16 protein-coding genes and 1 other RNA gene are annotated in these 15,742 nt (G+C 68.5%); 6 read left to right on the top strand and 11 right to left on the bottom strand.

Annotation, left to right across the window (positions count from 1 at the left end; genetic code table 11):
* Window positions 1-13: 13 nt before the first annotated feature.
* The 7 genes from ruvC to FHS74_RS02305 form a co-directional block, all read right to left on the bottom strand.
* Window positions 14-538 carry a crossover junction endodeoxyribonuclease RuvC gene (ruvC, locus tag FHS74_RS02335; protein ID WP_211106037.1) on the bottom strand — a complete coding sequence of 175 codons (525 nt, stop codon included), beginning with the start codon at window positions 536-538 and terminating at the stop codon, window positions 14-16.
* Window positions 539-568: 30 nt separating this feature from the next.
* Window positions 569-1,318 carry a YebC/PmpR family DNA-binding transcriptional regulator gene (locus FHS74_RS02330; protein WP_184797065.1) on the bottom strand — a complete coding sequence of 250 codons (750 nt, stop codon included), beginning with the start codon at window positions 1,316-1,318 and terminating at the stop codon, window positions 569-571.
* A 374-nt stretch (window positions 1,319-1,692) separates the two neighbouring features.
* Window positions 1,693-2,523, bottom strand: coding sequence for a TIGR00282 family metallophosphoesterase (locus tag FHS74_RS02325; RefSeq protein ID WP_184797063.1), 831 nt, complete (start codon window positions 2,521-2,523; stop codon window positions 1,693-1,695).
* A gap of 27 nt (window positions 2,524-2,550) precedes the next feature.
* Complete coding sequence (locus FHS74_RS02320; RefSeq protein ID WP_343066835.1) at window positions 2,551-3,294, bottom strand: 5-formyltetrahydrofolate cyclo-ligase; 744 nt, start codon at window positions 3,292-3,294, stop codon at window positions 2,551-2,553.
* Window positions 3,295-3,383: 89 nt separating this feature from the next.
* A non-coding RNA gene (gene ssrS / locus FHS74_RS02315) (6S RNA) lies at window positions 3,384-3,543 on the bottom strand.
* Between the two features lie 14 nt (window positions 3,544-3,557).
* Window positions 3,558-3,908: a cell division protein ZapA gene (locus tag FHS74_RS02310; RefSeq protein WP_184797061.1), complete on the bottom strand. Its 351-nt coding sequence runs from the start codon at window positions 3,906-3,908 to the stop codon at window positions 3,558-3,560.
* Window positions 3,909-3,915: 7 nt separating this feature from the next.
* Entirely contained in the window at window positions 3,916-4,173 is a 258-nt protein-coding gene (locus tag FHS74_RS02305; protein ID WP_184797059.1) for a DUF4164 family protein, read from the bottom strand.
* A gap of 530 nt (window positions 4,174-4,703) precedes the next feature.
* On the opposite strand from FHS74_RS02305, the gene tkt reads away from it, so the two are divergent.
* The 5 genes from tkt (at window position 4,704) to thiE (ending at window position 10,169) form a co-directional block, all read left to right on the top strand.
* Window positions 4,704-6,716 carry a transketolase gene (gene tkt / locus FHS74_RS02300; protein WP_184797057.1) on the top strand — a complete coding sequence of 671 codons (2,013 nt, stop codon included), beginning with the start codon at window positions 4,704-4,706 and terminating at the stop codon, window positions 6,714-6,716.
* Window positions 6,717-6,935: 219 nt separating this feature from the next.
* Window positions 6,936-7,943, top strand: coding sequence for a type I glyceraldehyde-3-phosphate dehydrogenase (gap, locus tag FHS74_RS02295; RefSeq protein WP_044560897.1), 1,008 nt, complete (start codon window positions 6,936-6,938; stop codon window positions 7,941-7,943).
* A gap of 86 nt (window positions 7,944-8,029) precedes the next feature.
* Window positions 8,030-8,431 (top strand): hypothetical protein, encoded by a 402-nt coding sequence (locus FHS74_RS02290; protein ID WP_184797055.1) that lies wholly within the window; start codon window positions 8,030-8,032, stop codon window positions 8,429-8,431.
* Between the two features lie 174 nt (window positions 8,432-8,605).
* Complete coding sequence (locus tag FHS74_RS02285; protein WP_184797053.1) at window positions 8,606-9,535, top strand: class I fructose-bisphosphate aldolase; 930 nt, start codon at window positions 8,606-8,608, stop codon at window positions 9,533-9,535.
* Window positions 9,536-9,539: 4 nt separating this feature from the next.
* Window positions 9,540-10,169, top strand: a complete 630-nt coding sequence (gene thiE / locus FHS74_RS02280) for a thiamine phosphate synthase (protein WP_184797051.1) — start codon at window positions 9,540-9,542, stop codon at window positions 10,167-10,169.
* Window positions 10,170-10,195: 26 nt separating this feature from the next.
* On the opposite strand, the gene epmA is transcribed toward thiE, so the two are convergent.
* Complete coding sequence (gene epmA, locus FHS74_RS02275; RefSeq protein WP_184797049.1) at window positions 10,196-11,260, bottom strand: EF-P lysine aminoacylase EpmA; 1,065 nt, start codon at window positions 11,258-11,260, stop codon at window positions 10,196-10,198.
* Window positions 11,261-11,334: 74 nt separating this feature from the next.
* Between epmA and FHS74_RS02270 the strand changes: the two genes are divergently transcribed.
* Entirely contained in the window at window positions 11,335-12,318 is a 984-nt protein-coding gene (locus FHS74_RS02270) for a lipid II:glycine glycyltransferase FemX (protein ID WP_246462857.1), read from the top strand.
* A gap of 79 nt (window positions 12,319-12,397) precedes the next feature.
* Here the strand turns inward: FHS74_RS02270 and FHS74_RS02265 are convergent, their stop codons facing one another.
* From FHS74_RS02265 to FHS74_RS02255, 3 genes are all read right to left on the bottom strand, one after another.
* The gene (locus FHS74_RS02265; protein ID WP_184797044.1) at window positions 12,398-13,447 is read right to left on the bottom strand and encodes a peptidoglycan -binding protein; all 1,050 of its coding nucleotides are present in this window, start codon (window positions 13,445-13,447) and stop codon (window positions 12,398-12,400) included.
* 3 nt (window positions 13,448-13,450) lie between these two features.
* A complete protein-coding gene (locus tag FHS74_RS02260) occupies window positions 13,451-14,623 on the bottom strand; it encodes a flagellar motor protein MotA (protein WP_184797042.1) in 1,173 nt (390 codons plus the stop codon).
* A gap of 101 nt (window positions 14,624-14,724) precedes the next feature.
* The gene (locus tag FHS74_RS02255; protein WP_211106036.1) at window positions 14,725-15,594 is read right to left on the bottom strand and encodes an OmpA family protein; all 870 of its coding nucleotides are present in this window, start codon (window positions 15,592-15,594) and stop codon (window positions 14,725-14,727) included.
* Window positions 15,595-15,742 lie beyond the last annotated feature (148 nt).

The raw sequence follows: 15,742 nt of genomic DNA, 5'->3' as shown, positions 1-15,742 counted from the left end.
CCCGCCTGGGTGGTCATCGGGCGGCCCCCGCCATGATGCCGCCCACCAGGCGCCGGGTCTGGCTGTGGTGGGCGTGGCAGATGGCGACGGCCAGGGCGTCGGCGGCGTCGGCCTTGGACAGTTGGAAGCCCGGCAGCAGCATGCGCACCATGGCCTGCACTTGCGTCTTGTCGGCGTGGCCGGCGCCCACCACGGATTTCTTCACCAGGTTGGGCGGGTATTCCGACACGGGCAATCCTTCCCGCGCCGGGGCCAGCAGGGCGATGCCCCGCGCCTGCCCCAGCTTCAGGGTGGAAACGGGGTTCTTGTTGACGAAGGTCTCTTCCACCGCGGCCTCATCCGGCGTCCAGGTCCGGATGATGTCCTGCAAGCCGTCGTACAGGGTGACGAGACGGCGGGCCAGATCGTCCCGGTCGTCGGAATGCACGACCCCGTCGGCGACATGCGTCAACCGGTTGCCGGAGACGTCGATGACGCCCCAGCCCATGTTGCGCAAGCCTGGATCCAGGCCCAGCACGCGGATCGACCGATCGCCCATGGCCGCCGTCCCCTTTCCCGCACCCGGCGGTTAGCCCAGCTTTTCCAAAAGCTCCGGCGACAGCTCGAAATTGCCGATGACGTTCTGCACGTCGTCGCTGTCATCCAGCACGTCCATCAGCTTCAGCAGGCTCTGCGCCACGTCTTCCGACGGGGCCACGGTGTTCAGCGGCTGCCAGGTCAGCTTGGCGCCTTCCGGCGCGCCGAACTTGGCTTCCAGCGCGTCGCGCACCTCGCCCAGGCTGTCGACGCCGGTGATGATGGAGTGGCCCTCCTCATCGCTGCTGACATCGTCGGCGCCGGCCTCGATGGCCGCCTCCAGCACGGTGTCGGCATCAGCCACCGTCGCCGGATAGGTGATCAGGCCGATACGGTTGAACATGAAGCTGACCGAATTGGTCTCGCCCAGGGTGCCACCATGCTTGGAAAAGGCGGAGCGCACTTCCGACGCGGTGCGGTTGCGGTTGTCGGTCAGCGCCTCGACGATCAGGGCGACGCCACCGGGGCCGTAGCCCTCGTAGCGCACCTCGTCATAGTTGGTGTCGTCGCCGCCGCCGGGCGTGCCCTGCTTGATGGCACGGTCGATGCGGTCGCGCGGCATGTTCTGCACGCGGGCCGCCTGGATGGCGGCACGCAGGCGCGGGTTGTGCCCGGGGTCAGGCAGGCCCGCCTTGGCGGCCACGGTGATTTCACGCGCAAGCTTGTTGAACAGCTTGGACCGCTTGACGTCCTGGGCGCCCTTGCGGTGCATGATGTTCTTGAACTGTGAATGTCCAGCCATGGGACCCTGAACTCTATATGGGGTTGAGCGGGGGGTGTTCCGGGCAGCTTGTACCACATGTTGTGGCACCAGGCACGCCCATGGACAGACCCTGGGGCAATGCCTGCCACAGGTTTGTCACGGGAGCGGTGCTTTCCGTCCGGGTTACGGCGGCTTTATGGCGGAATTCCGGCGATGCCGCCAAGGAGGTTTCTGCAACGCTCCCCGGAAAGGCTGTTCAACTATTCCCTCAAACGCCGGGCGCCAGCATCCGCTGGCTTGGCTTCCTCGGTTTCCAGTCCACTCCGTTCCCCGGAAACCTGCGGCGGCCGCGGTCGCGGCCGACAACGACACGAGTCGAGAACGGCGCGGGTCGCGGGCACATGCCCTTGGCGTCAGGTCAGCTTGGGCAGGGATTGCGACAGACGGCCGCCCACGCGCACGGCCTCGGCCCGCACGGCCAGGCCGGTGCGGTCGTCCGTCTCCACGAACACGCCGCAGACGCTGACGGTGGCGTCGTTCTCCGCCGGGGTCAGGCGGTCGGTCGGCAGCTTGCGCGTCAGGCGCAGCACCGCCGCCTCCTTCTTCATGCCGATGACGCTGTCATAGTCGCCGCACATGCCGGCGTCGGTCTGATAGGCGGTGCGGCCGTTCAGGATCTGGGTGTCGGCCGTGGGCGTGTGGGTGTGGGTGCCCACCACCAGGGTGACGCGGCCATCGCAGACATGGCCCATCGCCATCTTCTCCGACGAGGCCTCGCCATGAACGTCGATGACGATGGCGTCGGCCCCGCCCGGCCCCAGGCGATAGGTGCGCAGCACCTTCTCCACCGCGGCGAAGGGATCGTCCAGGGCATCCATGAACAGCCGGGCCATGACGTTGACCACCAGCACCTTGCGCCGCCCGTCCCGGGTGACCAGCAGCGAGGCGCCGCGGCCGGGCGTGCCGTCGGGATAGTTCAGCGGGCGCAGCACGTTGGGCAGGCGGTCGATCTGGCCCACCAGTTCCTTCTGGTCCCAGACGTGGTTGCCGGTGGTCAGGCAATCGACCCCGGCGGCGAAGAACTCGGCCGCGATCTTCTCGGTGATGCCAAAACCGCCGGCGGCGTTCTCACCGTTCACGATGACGAAGTCGAGGGCCAGGGCCTTGCGCAGTTCCGGCAGGTGCCGCATCACGCCGTCACGGCCGCTGCGGCCCACCACGTCACCCAGGAACAACAACCGCATGACCACCCTCGACCCTGAAATACGGGGTCAGCGCTTGCGGCGCTGCCCGGCCCGAACGGCGTAGCGTTCGGTAACGATCCAATCCAGGCCTTGGTCATGCGCGTCGCACGGCACCTTGTCCAGTTCCTGATCGGCAAAGGCGATACCCACCGCCTGTATGGCCCTCTGCCGCCGCAGGGCGGCCAGCGTGCGGTCGTAGAAGCCGGCGCCATAGCCCAGGCGCGCGCCGCGCCGGTCGAACGCCAGCAGCGGCACCAGCACCACGTCAGGAACGATGGCGCCGCCGTCGGGCCCCTCGGCGCCCGGCAGGGCCTCCGCCATGGGGGCGGGCACGCCCATGCTGTCGGGCGCCAGCAGCGTGCCCGGCCGCCAGCGGCGGAACAGCAAGGGCTGCCCCTTGGCCTGGCAGACGGGCAAGGCGCCCTTCACACCGGTGGCGACGGCGCGGTGCATCAGGGGCCGGGGGTCGATCTCATCCCCCATGGGCCAATAGAAGGCGATGGTGAGGCCCACGGGCGCGAGGCCGTCGGTGATCTTGGGCAATGCCGTCAGGAAATTGTCGGCCATGGCCTTGGCGGCCGCCGCGCGGTCCAGATCCAGCGCGGCGCGTACCCGGCGCGCCGATACCCGCACCGCCTTCTTGGCGGCACGCGCCACCTCTTCCACAGCGGCGGCGTTGGCCGCGCCCGGCACGTCCAGGGAGGCGACACCTGGGGAAGCGGTACCGGGAATCGCGGCAGGGGCGGGCGTACGGGACGGAGCGGCGGTCACGGGCGGAGAGGGTCCCTCAAGGACGGACCGGACCTGAAGGCCGGGTCCGGAGGGGGACGCCCGGGAAGGCCGGGCGTCAAAGGGGTCTGGAAGGGGCCGCGACGGCCGATGGCCATGGATATCCTCCACGGCCTGCCAAGGCAGGTGGGAGCCATATGTCCGACACCACGGTGTCGGCAGGGACAGCCCCCTAGAGGATTGGGTATCGGCCCTGGGGATAAAGCGACCTGTCGCACCGCGCAGCCACCTTCCAGATCCCTAATCTAGGTGCGATCGAGCCGCGCCGCAATGTCTTCGATGCGTTTGGCCAAACTGTCGACGGCGGCGATGACGCTGTCATCCTCCGCCCGAGGAGCGAAACCGGCATCCGCCACCGGGGTCGGCACGGGCCGGCGCGGGCCCCCCAGCTCGGCCCGGAGGTCGAAAATCTCATCCGCCAGCATGAGGGCGGTCAGGACCAGGAGTTGGGTTTCGCTACCGCCGGACGCGTCGTGCGCCACCTCGCGCAGGCGGGCGTCGACATAGGAGCCAAGCTCGCGCAGGCGCTGTTCCTGGCCATCGTCACAGGCCAGGCCATAGGGGCGTCCATTCAGGATGATGTCCACGCGGGCCATCTTTAAATCAGTCCTCCAGCACCGCACGCAGCTGACCGATGGTCCGGTCCAGCCGCTCCGACAAGGCCGCGGTCGCGGCCTTGGCCCCCTGTTCCCGTCCCTCAGCCGCCGCCAGCGCCCGCTCCAGCTGAGTGATGCGGGCCTTGGCCCCCTCATCGACATCGGCGCAAACGGCAGCGGGCCGCGCCAAGCGGCGTTCCAATGCCCCGTCCAGAACCAGGACGGCGGCGTCCAAACGATCCAGCGCGGTCTTCAGTCGATCCATGGAACGCGGCAAGCCCGATAGGCGATGGGAAAAGGCGAATGGAAATAAGATGGATAAGCTGGGGCGTCGAATAAAGAAAGAAAGCGGTGGGGACCAGCGAAAAACGGCGGGCACGGTCGATTAGGGCGGTATTTCGCGGCGCGCGGCGCGAAACGCCGACACCAACCGCAGGGCGCGGGTGTGGCGGCTGGCGGGGCGCGGCACGAAACGCCCCCCGGAATGCAGGCGTTAACGCTGGCCGCGCTTGCAGTTTTCGGAGGGCCCCGGAGCTTGACGCCGGGGGCGGTGGCGGTCATGGTGCGGCCCGCCCCTCGCGCCTGGAACGTGCGCGCACAGCACCCATCAGATGGGTGGTGCGGCGGCGCAAATCGGGAGCCTTGGGCCCAGGATCGTTTCCCGGGAACGCCCTTCCCGTGCGGCTTTCCCGGTTGCATCCGCCAGGCGGCGGGCGTCCACCACCCGGTTGCCCCGACCAATCGCCCCCCCTGGCCTCAGAACAGCGCATCCGCTTGATGAAAGGCCCTTTGCCCATGCCGTCCCAGCCCGCAACCGGTGATGTCGTCGGGGGCGTCCCCCACAAGGATCTCGCCACCGCCATCCGCGTCCTGGCCATGGACGCCGTGGAAGCGGCCAAGTCCGGCCATCCCGGCATGCCCATGGGCATGGCCGATGTCGCGACCGTGCTGTTCACCCAGTTCCTCAAGTTCGATCCCAAGCGCCCCGACTGGGCCGACCGCGACCGCTTCGTGCTGTCGGCCGGCCACGGCTCCATGCTGATCTACGCGCTGCTCTACCTCACGGGGTATGAGGACATCGATCTGGAGCAGATCAAGAAGTTCCGCCAGCTGGGTGCCCGCACCGCCGGCCATCCGGAATACGGCATGGCCCGCGGCATCGAGATGACCACCGGCCCGCTGGGCCAGGGCATCGCCACCGCCGTCGGCATGGCGCTGGCCGAGCGTCATCTGAACGCCCGCTTCGGCGACGACCTGGTCGGCCACCACACCTATGTCATCGCCGGTGACGGCTGCCTGCAGGAAGGCGTCAGCCATGAGGCAGCCTCGCTGGCCGGCCACCTGGGCCTGGATCGCCTGATCGTCCTGTGGGACGACAACAGCATCTCCATCGACGGTCCCACCAACCTGTCCCTCTCCGAGGACGTGAAGGCCCGCTTCGTCGCCTATGGCTGGGACGTGCAGGCCGTGGACGGCCATGACCCGGTGGCGGTCGCCGCCGCCATCGCCCAGGCCAAGACCACCAACAGCCCGTCGCTGATCGCCTGCCGCACCACCATCGGCCTGGGCGCGCCGACCAAGGCCGGCAAGAACTCCAGCCATGGTTCGCCCCTGGGGGCCGCCGAAATCGCCGGCGCTCGCGCCGCCTACGGCTGGGAGCATGGGCCCTTCGAGATCCCCGCCGCCATCCTGGACGCCTGGCGCCAGTACGGCGCCCGGGGTGCGGCCGCCGCCGCCGCCTGGGACCAGCGCCTGGCCGCGGCCGACACCACGCTGGCCACCGCCTTCAAGGCCGCCCAGTCGGGTGAGGTGCCGGAGGCGCTGGACGCCGCCATCACCGCCTTCAAGCGCGCCACCAGCGAAGCCCGCCCCAGCGTCGCCACCCGCCAGGCTTCCGGCAACGTGCTGGACGCCATCTTCGACGTGGTGCCGGAGCTGATCAGCGGCTCCGCCGACCTGACGGGGTCCAACAACACCCGGACCAAAGGCGTGGTCAGCCTGCAGCGCGACAAGTACGAAGGCCGCTACATCCATTACGGCGTGCGGGAACACGCCATGGCCGCCGCCATGAACGGCATGGCCCTGCACGGCGGCCTGATCCCGCTGAGCGGCACCTTCCTGTGCTTCGCCGACTACAGCCGCCCGGCCATCCGCCTGGGCGCCCTGATGAAGCAGCGCGTGGTGCACGTCATGACCCATGACAGCATCGGCCTGGGCGAGGACGGCCCCACCCACCAGCCGGTGGAGCATATGGCGGCCTTGCGCGCCATCCCCAACCTGCTGGTCTTCCGCCCCGCCGATCAGGTGGAAACGGCGGAGTGCTGGCAGCTGGCGCTGAAGACCAAGGACCGGCCCTCGGTCCTGGCGCTGACCCGCCAGAACCTGGCCACGCTGCGCGTCGAGCACAGTGAGGAGAACCTGGCCGCGAAGGGCGCCTACGTCCTGCGCGAGGCGGAGGGCGGTGCCGCCAAGGTGGTCCTGCTGGCCACCGGCTCGGAAGTGGAGATCGCCGTGCAAGCCCGCGACGTGCTGCAGGCCGAAGGGGTCCCCACCCGCGTCGTCTCCATGCCCAGCTGGGAGCTGTTCGTGGAGCAGGGCGAGGCCTATCGCGCGGAAGTGCTGGGCGGGGACGTGGTGCGCGTGGGCGTGGAAGCCATGGTCCGCTTCGGCTGGGATCGCTGGATCGGCCCCAAGGGCGGCTTCGTCGGCATGCCGGGCTTCGGCGAGTCGGGCCCCTACAAGGAACTGTACCACCACTTCGGCATCACCGTCGAAGGCGTGGTCGCGGCCGCCAAGGCCCGCCTCTAACCATAAAGCCTGTAATCATAAAGATTGGGGGGCCGGCCCGGTGTCAAATCCGGGGCGGCCGCCATCGACACAGGGTACGGGATGGGACGTCCCACTATGGTAGGCCTGCCATGCAAGCCCCATAGCGCCTAAAACGAAGGCGGGACGTTTACCATCTTCAAGGTTTCAGCAAAGCCGGCCCCATCCCTGGGGCGGCTCAACGATGTCGGAGGAAGACACATGGCTGTTCGTGTTGCCATCAACGGGTTCGGGCGCATCGGCCGCCTGGTGCTGCGCGCCATTTACGAAAGCGGCCGCAAGGATGTGGAAGTCGTCGCCATCAACGACCTGGCCGATGCCAAGACCAACGCCCACCTGCTGAAGTACGACAGCGTGCACGGCCGTTTCCCCGGCACGGTCGAGGTGGTCGACGGCAACCTGGTGGTCAACGGCCACACCATCAAGGTGGTGCAGGAACGCGACCCGACCAAGCTGCCCTGGGGTGACCTGGGCATCGAGGTCGCCATGGAATGCTCCGGCATCTTCACCGCGCGCGACGCCGCCGCCAAGCACCTGACCGCCGGCGCCAAGAAGGTGCTGATCTCCGCCCCGGGCACGGATGAGGACATCACCGTCGTCTACGGCGTGAACCACGACAAGCTGACGCCGGAGCACAAGATCGTCTCCAACGCCAGCTGCACCACCAACTGCCTGGCCCCGGTGGCCTTCGTGCTGAACAATGCCATCGGCATCGAGCACGGCTTCATGACCACCATCCACAGCTATACCGGCGACCAGAACACGGTCGACACGATGCACAAGGACCTGCATCGCGCCCGCGCCGCCGCCCTGAACATCATCCCCACCTCCACCGGTGCCGCCAAGGCCGTGGGCAAGGTCCTGCCGGAGCTGAAGGGCAAGCTGGACGGCACCTCGCTGCGCGTTCCCACCCCCAACGTCTCGGTCGTGGACTTCAAGTTCGTGGCCAAGAAGGCCACCACGGTCGAGGAAGTGTCGGCCGCCATCAAGGCCGCCGCCGAGGGCCCGCTGAAGGGCATCCTGGGCGTCTATGCCGAGCCGCTGGTGTCCACCGACTTCAACCACGACCCGCACTCGTCCATCTTCGCGCTGAACGAGACCAAGGTCATCGACGGCACCTTCGTCCGTATCATGACCTGGTACGATAACGAGTGGGGCTTCTCCAACCGCATGAGCGACACCGCCGTCGCCCTGCACAAGGTCGGCTGATCCCCCTCCGGGATCGCTGTCATCGACGTGGTGAAGGGGGCGTTCCGCAGGCCGGGACGCCCCCTTTTCTTTGGGACTTCAGCACCATGCCCCGCCCCATCCAAATCCTGTCCCTGGAAGACGCCCGCGCCGCCCTGACGGCGGCCGGCGGCGCGCCCGTGTGCCTGGTCAGCGCGCCGGACGCGGCGGGCGCGCTGGGCGCCGGGGGCTGGCGGGCCCTCTTGGACGCCGTCGCCCAGGAATTTCCCGAGGCACCGGTGACAGCCATCCTGGACTGCGGCGACGCCGCCGGTCACGCCCTGGCGGCCCTGGCGCTGGGCATCCCCGATATCCGCTTCACCGGCGATGCCGCCGCCGCCACGCGCCTGGCCGACATCGCGCGGTCCCAGGGAGCACGGCTGCATCCATCGGACGAGGCCGGGCCGCTGGACCTGCGCGGCCGGCGCGATCCCATCGCCGCCTGCCGCGACTGGCTGGCCCGACCCTGACGCGCCCGGCCCCAGGATGGTCACTCGCCGGGCACCGTTTTTTCGCGGAAATCTGCCATGATCCCGCCCCATCATCGGGGCAGATTGCCATCCAGCCGATGCTGGGATATCAACCCCGCATAAGGCGTCCAAATAAACACAAACATTCAAAACAGACTCGGGGATACCGTAACCATGAAGCTGACCCGCCGCGTGAAGGAAATCCTTTCCTGGTACGAGAGCGACAATCCCGGCACCAAGGCCAACCTGGCCCGCATCCTGATGGAAGGCCGCCTGGGCGGCACCGGCAAGATGGTCATCCTGCCCGTCGACCAGGGCTTTGAGCATGGCCCCGCGCGCAGCTTCGCGCCCAACCCGCCGGCCTATGACCCGCACTATCATTTCCAGCTGGCCATCGACGCCGGCCTGAACGCCTACGCCGCCCCCCTGGGCATGCTGGAGCAGGGTGCCGCCACCTTCGCCGGCGCCATCCCCACCATCCTGAAGATGAACAGCTCCAACAGCCTGTCGCGCGGCGGCGACGCCCCGGACCAGGCGGTGACCGCCACCGTGGCCGACGCGTTGCGCCTGGGCTGCTCGGCCATCGGCTTCACCATCTATCCCGGCTCCGACGTCATGTTCGACCAGTTCGAGGAGTTCCGCGAACTGGCGGCCGAGGCCAAGGCCTGCGGCCTGGCGACCGTGCTGTGGTCCTACCCGCGCGGTGGCGACCTGGACAAGGACGCCGAACTGGCCATCGACATCAGCACCTACGCCGCCCACATGGCGGCCCTGCTGGGCGCCCACATCATCAAGGTGAAGCTGGCCACCGACCATCTGGGCAACAAGGACTCCAAGAAGGTCTACGAGTCCAAGAACATCCCCCGTGGGACCCAGGCCGAGCGCGTGGCCGACGTCATGCGCTCCGCCTTCAACGGCAAGCGCCTGGTGGTCTTCTCCGGCGGTGCCGCCAAGGGTGAGGACGCGGTGTTCGACGACGCCCGCGCCATCCGCGACGGTGGCGGCAACGGCTCCATCATCGGCCGCAACAGCTTCCAGCGTAGCCGTGAGGACGCGCTGGCCCTGCTGGACCGGATCGTCCGCATTTACCAGGGCAAGGAATAAGTTTTTGAAGGCTGATTGCCGTCTTTACCTGGTGACGCCGCCGGCCCTGGAGCCGGCGGCGTTCGCCGTTCAGTTGGCCGCGGCCCTGGACGCGGGCGATGTCGCCTGCGTCCAGCTGCGCCTCAAGGATGTGGACGACGACACCGTGCGTCGCGCCATCGACGTGCTGCGCCCCGTGGTGCAGAGCCGCGAGGTGGCTTTCATCCTGAACGACCATCCCCGCCTGGCCAAAGAAACGGGCTGCGACGGCGTGCATGTCGGCCAAAGCGACACGCCCTATCGCGAGGCGCGCAAGATCGTCGGCGCGGAGGCCATCGTCGGCGTCACCTGCCACGACAGCCGCCACCTGGCGATGGAGGCGGGCGAGGACGGGGCGGACTACGTCGCCTTCGGCGCCTTCTTCCCCACCGGCACCAAGCAGGTGGAGCATCACGCCACGCCGGACGTCCTGACCTGGTGGCAGGAGATGATGGAGATTCCCTGCGTCGCCATCGGCGGCATCACGCCAGATAACTGCGGCGACCTGGTCCGCGCCGGCGCCGACTTCCTGGCCGTGGTGTCGTCCGTCTGGCAGCACCCGGACGGGCCGGCCGCCGCGGTGAAGGCGTTCACCAAGGCGATCGCGGAAGCGTGAAGGCCAAAAGGGGTATGGGCGTCGCCCTACCCCTGCACCGGCAGCATCACCGGCGCCCACAGCACCTCGTCGATGCTGGCGGCGTTGGTGGCCAGCATGACCAGGCGGTCGAAGCCCAGGGCGATGCCGGCGCAGTCGGGCAGGCCGAAATCCAAGGCCGCCAGGAAATCAGCGTCGATGGGATAGCGCTCGCCGTACAGCGCCTGCTTCAAATCCATATCGGCCTCGAAACGAGCCTTCTGAACAGCGGCGTCTGTCAGCTCGCCGAAGGCGTTGGCCAGTTCCACGCCGCAGGCGTACAGCTCGAACCGCTCGGCGACGCGGCCGTCTTCCGGTTTTGGCCGCGACAGGGCGGCCATGGACACGGGATAGTCGGTCAGGAAGGTTGGCCGCCCCATGCCCAAATGCGGCTCGATACGATCCAGGCTGATGCGGAAGAACAGGTCCTCCCAACTGTCGCCGTCATGGGCGTGGATGCCGACCGCCTCGGCGGCCTGGGCCAATAGGGCGACATCGGGCCGGGCCGGGTCGGGGGCCGTCGCCAACAGGTCGATGCCGACATGGCGCTGGAACGCCTCCTGCACCGTCAGCACCTCCCACGTCGCGGCGGGGTCGCAGGTGAGGTCGCCCCGCCTCAGCATGCCCACCCCGGCGGCAGCGCAGAGCGCGCGGGTCAGGCCGATGCAATCATCCATCAGGTCACGGTAGCCCGCCCCCACCCGGTACCATTCCAGCATGGTGAATTCCGGGCTGTGGGTGGGGGAACGCTCGCCGTTGCGATAGACATGGGCCAGCTGGAAGATGCGCGGCAGCCCCGCGACCAGCAGCTTCTTCATGGTGAATTCCGGGCTGGTGTGCAGGCGCAGGGTCAGCCGGTCGTCGGGATGGCTGCCCACCAACTCGGTGGCGAAGGCCATCAGATGCGGTTCCAGTCCCGGCGACACCTGCAAGGCCGGCGTCTCCACCTCCAGGAAGTCCCCGTCCTCGAACCAGCGGCGCAGCGCCCGGGTCATGGCGCTGCGCGCGGCCAGGTTGGCGCGGCGGCTGGCCATGCGGTCGGGGTGCCACCAGGGCTGGGCGGGGGTGTTCATGGCTGGCGGTCCTTCCACGGCAAACGATATGCTGGGCGGCATACCGCCCCCACCCGCCGCTGTCGAGTCCCCCCTTGGTCCAGCCTGCCCCCTCCCCGCCCCCCGCCGGCCGCGCCGCGCCCGAGATCGCCCTGCGCTGGGACGCCCGCATCAGCGAATGGACGGCCCTGCTGAAGCGGGTGCCGCGCAGCAGCCTGACGCAAAGTTTCGGCTATGCCACCGCCATGCTGACGGTGGAGGGATGGAAGCCCCGCGTCGGCATCTTCGAGCGGGAGGGACAGCCCATCGGCCTGGTGCTGGTGCTGGAGAAGCGCCTGGCGCGGGCGGTGCGCGTCGCCAAGGTGCATCGCGGCCCCCTGCTGGTGCCCGAGGCGCAGGACTGGACCACCGTGGGCGTCGTCTACCGCCTGCTGCGCCAGGCCTATCCCACCGGCCTGCTGCATTGGCCCAGCGTCATCGCCGAGCTGCCGGCCGGCCCGCTGGCCACCACCGCCCTGACCTGGGCCGGCTGGCGCCACCAGCCGGGCCCCGGCTACCGCACCATCTGGCTGGACCTGACGCCGGATGAGGCCACGCTGCGCGCCAGGCTGGACCCAAAATGGCGCAACAAGCTGCGCCAGGGTGAGAAATCCGGCCTGGTGGTGGAGGTCGACCGTGATGGCGCCACCCTGCCCTGGCTGCTGCAAAAGCATGAGGCCGACCGCGCCGAGCGCAAATACCGCGCCGCCAGCTCCAAGCTGCTGACCCGCCTGCGCACCGCCCTGCACAAGGACGGCGACGTCCTGATCCTGCGGGCCCTGCTGGAGGGGGAGCCGGTGGCCGGCCTGCTGATCTTCGGCCATGGCGTGGCCGCCACCTACCAGGTGGGCTGGAACGGGCCGGAGGGACGCCGCACCCGGGCGCACCAGCTGCTGCTGTGGCGCGCCTGCCTGGAACTGAAGGCGCAAGGGCGAGTGGCCTTCGACCTGGGCGGCCTGACACCGGACGTGGAAGGCATCAACACCTTCAAGCGCGGCCTGGGCGGCGAAGAGGTGGAATTGGCCGGGGTATGGAATTAGCTGACGCGTTTCCTCAGTCGCCGGGCGGCCGCAGTCGCGGCCTACAGCGGCCTGAACTGGGTTCAGGCCGCTGCTGCGATCACCGCTGATCCAGCTTCAGTTCGATGCGGCGGTTGCGCGCGCGGATGTCGGGGGTGTCGCCCGGTTCCAGCGGCTGGAATTCGCCAAAGCCGGTGGCGGCCAGCCGGTCGGGGGCCACGCCCTGCTGAATGAGGAACTTCACCACCGCCGTGGCGCGGGCGGATGACAGTTCCCAATTGGTGGCGAAGGCGGGGGTGTGGATGGGCACGGCGTCGGTGTGGCCGTCCACCCGCAATATCCAGTTCAGATCCTTGGGGAACTTCTTGGAGATGTCCAGCAGGGTCTTGGCCAGGCTGGCCAACTGCTTGCGTCCGCGCTCCCCCAGATCGGCGCTGCCGCTGTCGAACAGCACCTCCGACTGGAAGACGAAACGGTCACCCACAATGCGGATGTCCGGCCGGTCACCCAGCACCTCGCGCAGCTTGCCGAAGAATTCGGAGCGGTAGCGGGCCAGTTCCGCCACCTTGCCGGCCAGGGCGGCGTTCAGCCGCTTGCCCAGATCCACGATCTGGACCTGCTGTTCCTTGTCCTTCTGTTCCGAGGCCGCCAGGGCGGCATTCAACTGCGCCAACTGTTGGCGCAGGGCCGCCAGCTGCTGGTTCAGCAGATCCACCTGGGCCTTGGCCTGGGCGCTGACGTTCTTCTCGGTGTCCAGTTCCGCCTGCCTGGCGCCGGCCGCGTCGGTCAGGGCCTGGACTTGCGCCGTGAGGTCGTCCTTGGCCTTGCCCGCCGCGTCCAGATCGGCCTGCAGTTGGCCATTCTTGGCCAGCGAGGCTTGCAACTGGTCATTCAGGGCGGAAAGGTCGGCGGACAGCTTCTCCTTGTCCGCCTTCTCCATGGCCAGCTGGTCCACCAGCAGGGCGAGGCGGCTGTTCAACTGGCTCAGCGCCTCATCCTTGCCATGCAGCAGGGAGGAGAGCGCGAACTGCGACAGCACGAACACCATCAGCAGGAAGACGATGACCATGACCAGGGAGGACAGCGCGTCCACCCAGCCCGGCCAGATGTCGAGTTGGCGGCGTACGGCCCGCCGGCCCCTGCCCGCCATCGCCTAGCGCTCCGCCCCTTCGCCCAGCGCCGCGATGGTGCGGGTCAGGATCTTGATCTCGGTCCGGATTTCCTGGGTGGACTGGGCGCGGCCGGTGGCCACCTCCTCCACCAGGCGGGCCAGATAGAGATCCAGGTTGCGCAGATGGGCGCGACTGGCGTCATCCAGGCCGCCGCCGCCCATGCCGCCGTTCTGCCCCAGGCGCTCCGCCAGGCGTTGCAGCACCGGACGCATCTCCAGCTGGCCTTCCGCCAGGCGCACCATCAACTGCTGCTCCGCCTTCATCTGATCCGACAGGGCCCCCAGCCGCTCGGTCAAGGCCACCAGGCTGGCATTGGCGCTGCGCCGGTTATCCTCACCCTGGGCCATGGTGTATTGCAGCTTCTCGATATTCTCCGCCGTGGTTTCCAACAGGGCCTGGATGTAGGCCGGCACCGGCTGGTCACCCACCTCCACCAGCCCGCCACCGCCGAGGCGGGTGGACCCGGCCAGCCAATCCTCCAGATCCATATAGAAGCGGTTCTGCGCCTGGCCCGCCTGCAATTCCAGGAAGCCCAGCACCAGCGAACCGGCCAGGCCGAACAGGCTGGCGCTGAAGGCCGTGCCCATGCCGGCCAGGGGGGCCGCCAGCCCCTGCTGCAATTCGGCGAAGATGGCGACGGCGTCGCCGTCACCCACCTTCAGGCCGGAAATGACGCCGCCGATGGTCGAGACGGTCTGGAGCAAGCCCCAGAAGGTGCCCAGCAGGCCCAGGAAGATCATGAGGCCGATGAGGTAGCGGCTGATCTCGCGGCTTTCGTCCAGGCGGGCGCTGACACCATCCAGCAGGGATCGGGTGGCGATGGCCGACAGGTTCAGACGGCTGCCGTGCATGCCCGCCGTGCCGCCCCGCCCCCGGTCACCCAGCATGTGGGCCATGGGCGCCAGCAGGCGCGGCTGGGTGGAGCTGGCGCCGCCGCTGCGGAAGGTCTCCAGCCAGTCCACTTCCGGGCGCAGCAGCAGGACCTGGCGGAAAATGAACAGGATGCCGATGGCCAACGCGCCCAGGATCAAGCCGTTCAGGGCCGGGTTGGCCATGAAGAACCGCTCCACCTGCGGGTAGAGCACCCCCATCACCGCGGCGATGGCCGCCAGGAAGACGCACATGCGGAAAAGATAGGGGGTTGGGCGCGACACGTTTCTTCCTTCATCGCTGCTGCGGGTCCCCCCGGCCGGCTGCCACCGCCCGGACCCGCTTGAATACAGTCCACTCGAAAAGCGGCCCGATGCGGTTCGGCCTAATGAATAAAGGTCAGTTCCACCCGGTCAAACGTCTCCGGTGGCAATTGCGAGCCCTTGCCGGCGCCGCGGACGGCATTCTTGTCGTCCAGGTCACCATTGACGGAACCCATGGCGTAGATCACCAGGCGTTCCTTGGGTATGCCCAAGGACATCAGATGCGCGCGCACGGCCTCCGCACGGAACAGGGACAGCCGGCGGGCGGCCGCCTCCCGGTCCAGTGCCGGCAGCGGGGCGTAACCACGAATTTCCAACCGGCGGTTCGGGTCCTGGCCCAAGCGCCCGGCGATGGCCGCCAGCGCCCCCTCCTGCTTCTTGTCCAGGGTGGATGACCCAGCGGCGAACGGCACCGTGACATGGTCCGCCTGGGTCGCGGGCGTGGCCTTGTCCACATGGGTGACGCCGCGCGGCCGCACCTCGCTGGTGACGGGTGGGCTGGCCCCGTCCGGCTCCTTGGCGCGGGCGGGAACGGGCGTCGCCTCCGGCTTGATCAGGCTTTTGGGCGTGTCGGGTATCGGCACCACCTTGGGGGTGGGGGCCGGCTTGGCCCGCTCGATGACGGGGACGCCCAACTCACCGGAAGCCGGCGGCGTGACCGCCTTGCCCGACTGGCTGTCAGTGGCCTGTCCCGGAACGGCCGGCTTGGGCGCGGGCTTGGCCGCCTTGCCCGGGCCGGTCTTCGCCTTGCCGTCCGGCTTCTGGCCCTGATGCTGGGCCGTGTCCCCTGTGGCGGCGGCGTCGGACGGCGTGGCGGCTGATTGGGGAGTCGGCGATTGGCCTGCCGTCGACTGGGCATAGGCCGGCACCGCCAGAAAGGCGATGGCGATGGCGATCACGGCGGGGGAAGCGGACATCTTGAAACGACGCATGCGTAGGACGACTTTCAGCCAGCGGACTAAGCCTTGGAAATGTGGCCGATCTATGTTCGACGCAACCATTTTATCACTGGTTTGCCACGCGCGCCCAGTTTGCCCCGTCAGGAAGCTTGACGGAACGCCTTAGTTTAGAATAATTCTA

Origin of the sequence: Nitrospirillum iridis, from assembly GCF_014205765.1 — a bacterium.
GTDB classification, from domain to species: domain Bacteria; phylum Pseudomonadota; class Alphaproteobacteria; order Azospirillales; family Azospirillaceae; genus Nitrospirillum; species Nitrospirillum iridis.
This window is presented reverse-complemented; position numbering and strand designations above follow the sequence as displayed.

Excerpts from the sequence above, each read along its gene's own strand:
- FHS74_RS02310 (WP_184797061.1), bottom strand. The coding sequence starts at position 3,908 with ATGGCCCGCGTGGACATCATCCTGAATGGACGCCCCTATGGCCTGGCC.
- FHS74_RS02265 (WP_184797044.1), bottom strand. The coding sequence starts at position 13,447 with ATGGCGGGCAGGGGCCGGCGGGCCGTACGCCGCCAACTCGACATCTGG.
- FHS74_RS02285 (WP_184797053.1), top strand. The coding sequence starts at position 8,606 with ATGAAGCTGACCCGCCGCGTGAAGGAAATCCTTTCCTGGTACGAGAGC.
- gap (WP_044560897.1), top strand. The coding sequence starts at position 6,936 with ATGGCTGTTCGTGTTGCCATCAACGGGTTCGGGCGCATCGGCCGCCTG.
- ruvC (WP_211106037.1), bottom strand. The coding sequence starts at position 538 with ATGGGCGATCGGTCGATCCGCGTGCTGGGCCTGGATCCAGGCTTGCGC.
- tkt (WP_184797057.1), top strand. The coding sequence starts at position 4,704 with ATGCCGTCCCAGCCCGCAACCGGTGATGTCGTCGGGGGCGTCCCCCAC.
- epmA (WP_184797049.1), bottom strand. The coding sequence starts at position 11,260 with ATGAACACCCCCGCCCAGCCCTGGTGGCACCCCGACCGCATGGCCAGC.
- FHS74_RS02325 (WP_184797063.1), bottom strand. The coding sequence starts at position 2,523 with ATGCGGTTGTTGTTCCTGGGTGACGTGGTGGGCCGCAGCGGCCGTGAC.
- FHS74_RS02255 (WP_211106036.1), bottom strand. The coding sequence starts at position 15,594 with ATGCGTCGTTTCAAGATGTCCGCTTCCCCCGCCGTGATCGCCATCGCC.
- FHS74_RS02305 (WP_184797059.1), bottom strand. The coding sequence starts at position 4,173 with ATGGATCGACTGAAGACCGCGCTGGATCGTTTGGACGCCGCCGTCCTG.
- FHS74_RS02330 (WP_184797065.1), bottom strand. The coding sequence starts at position 1,318 with ATGGCTGGACATTCACAGTTCAAGAACATCATGCACCGCAAGGGCGCC.
- FHS74_RS02290 (WP_184797055.1), top strand. The coding sequence starts at position 8,030 with ATGCCCCGCCCCATCCAAATCCTGTCCCTGGAAGACGCCCGCGCCGCC.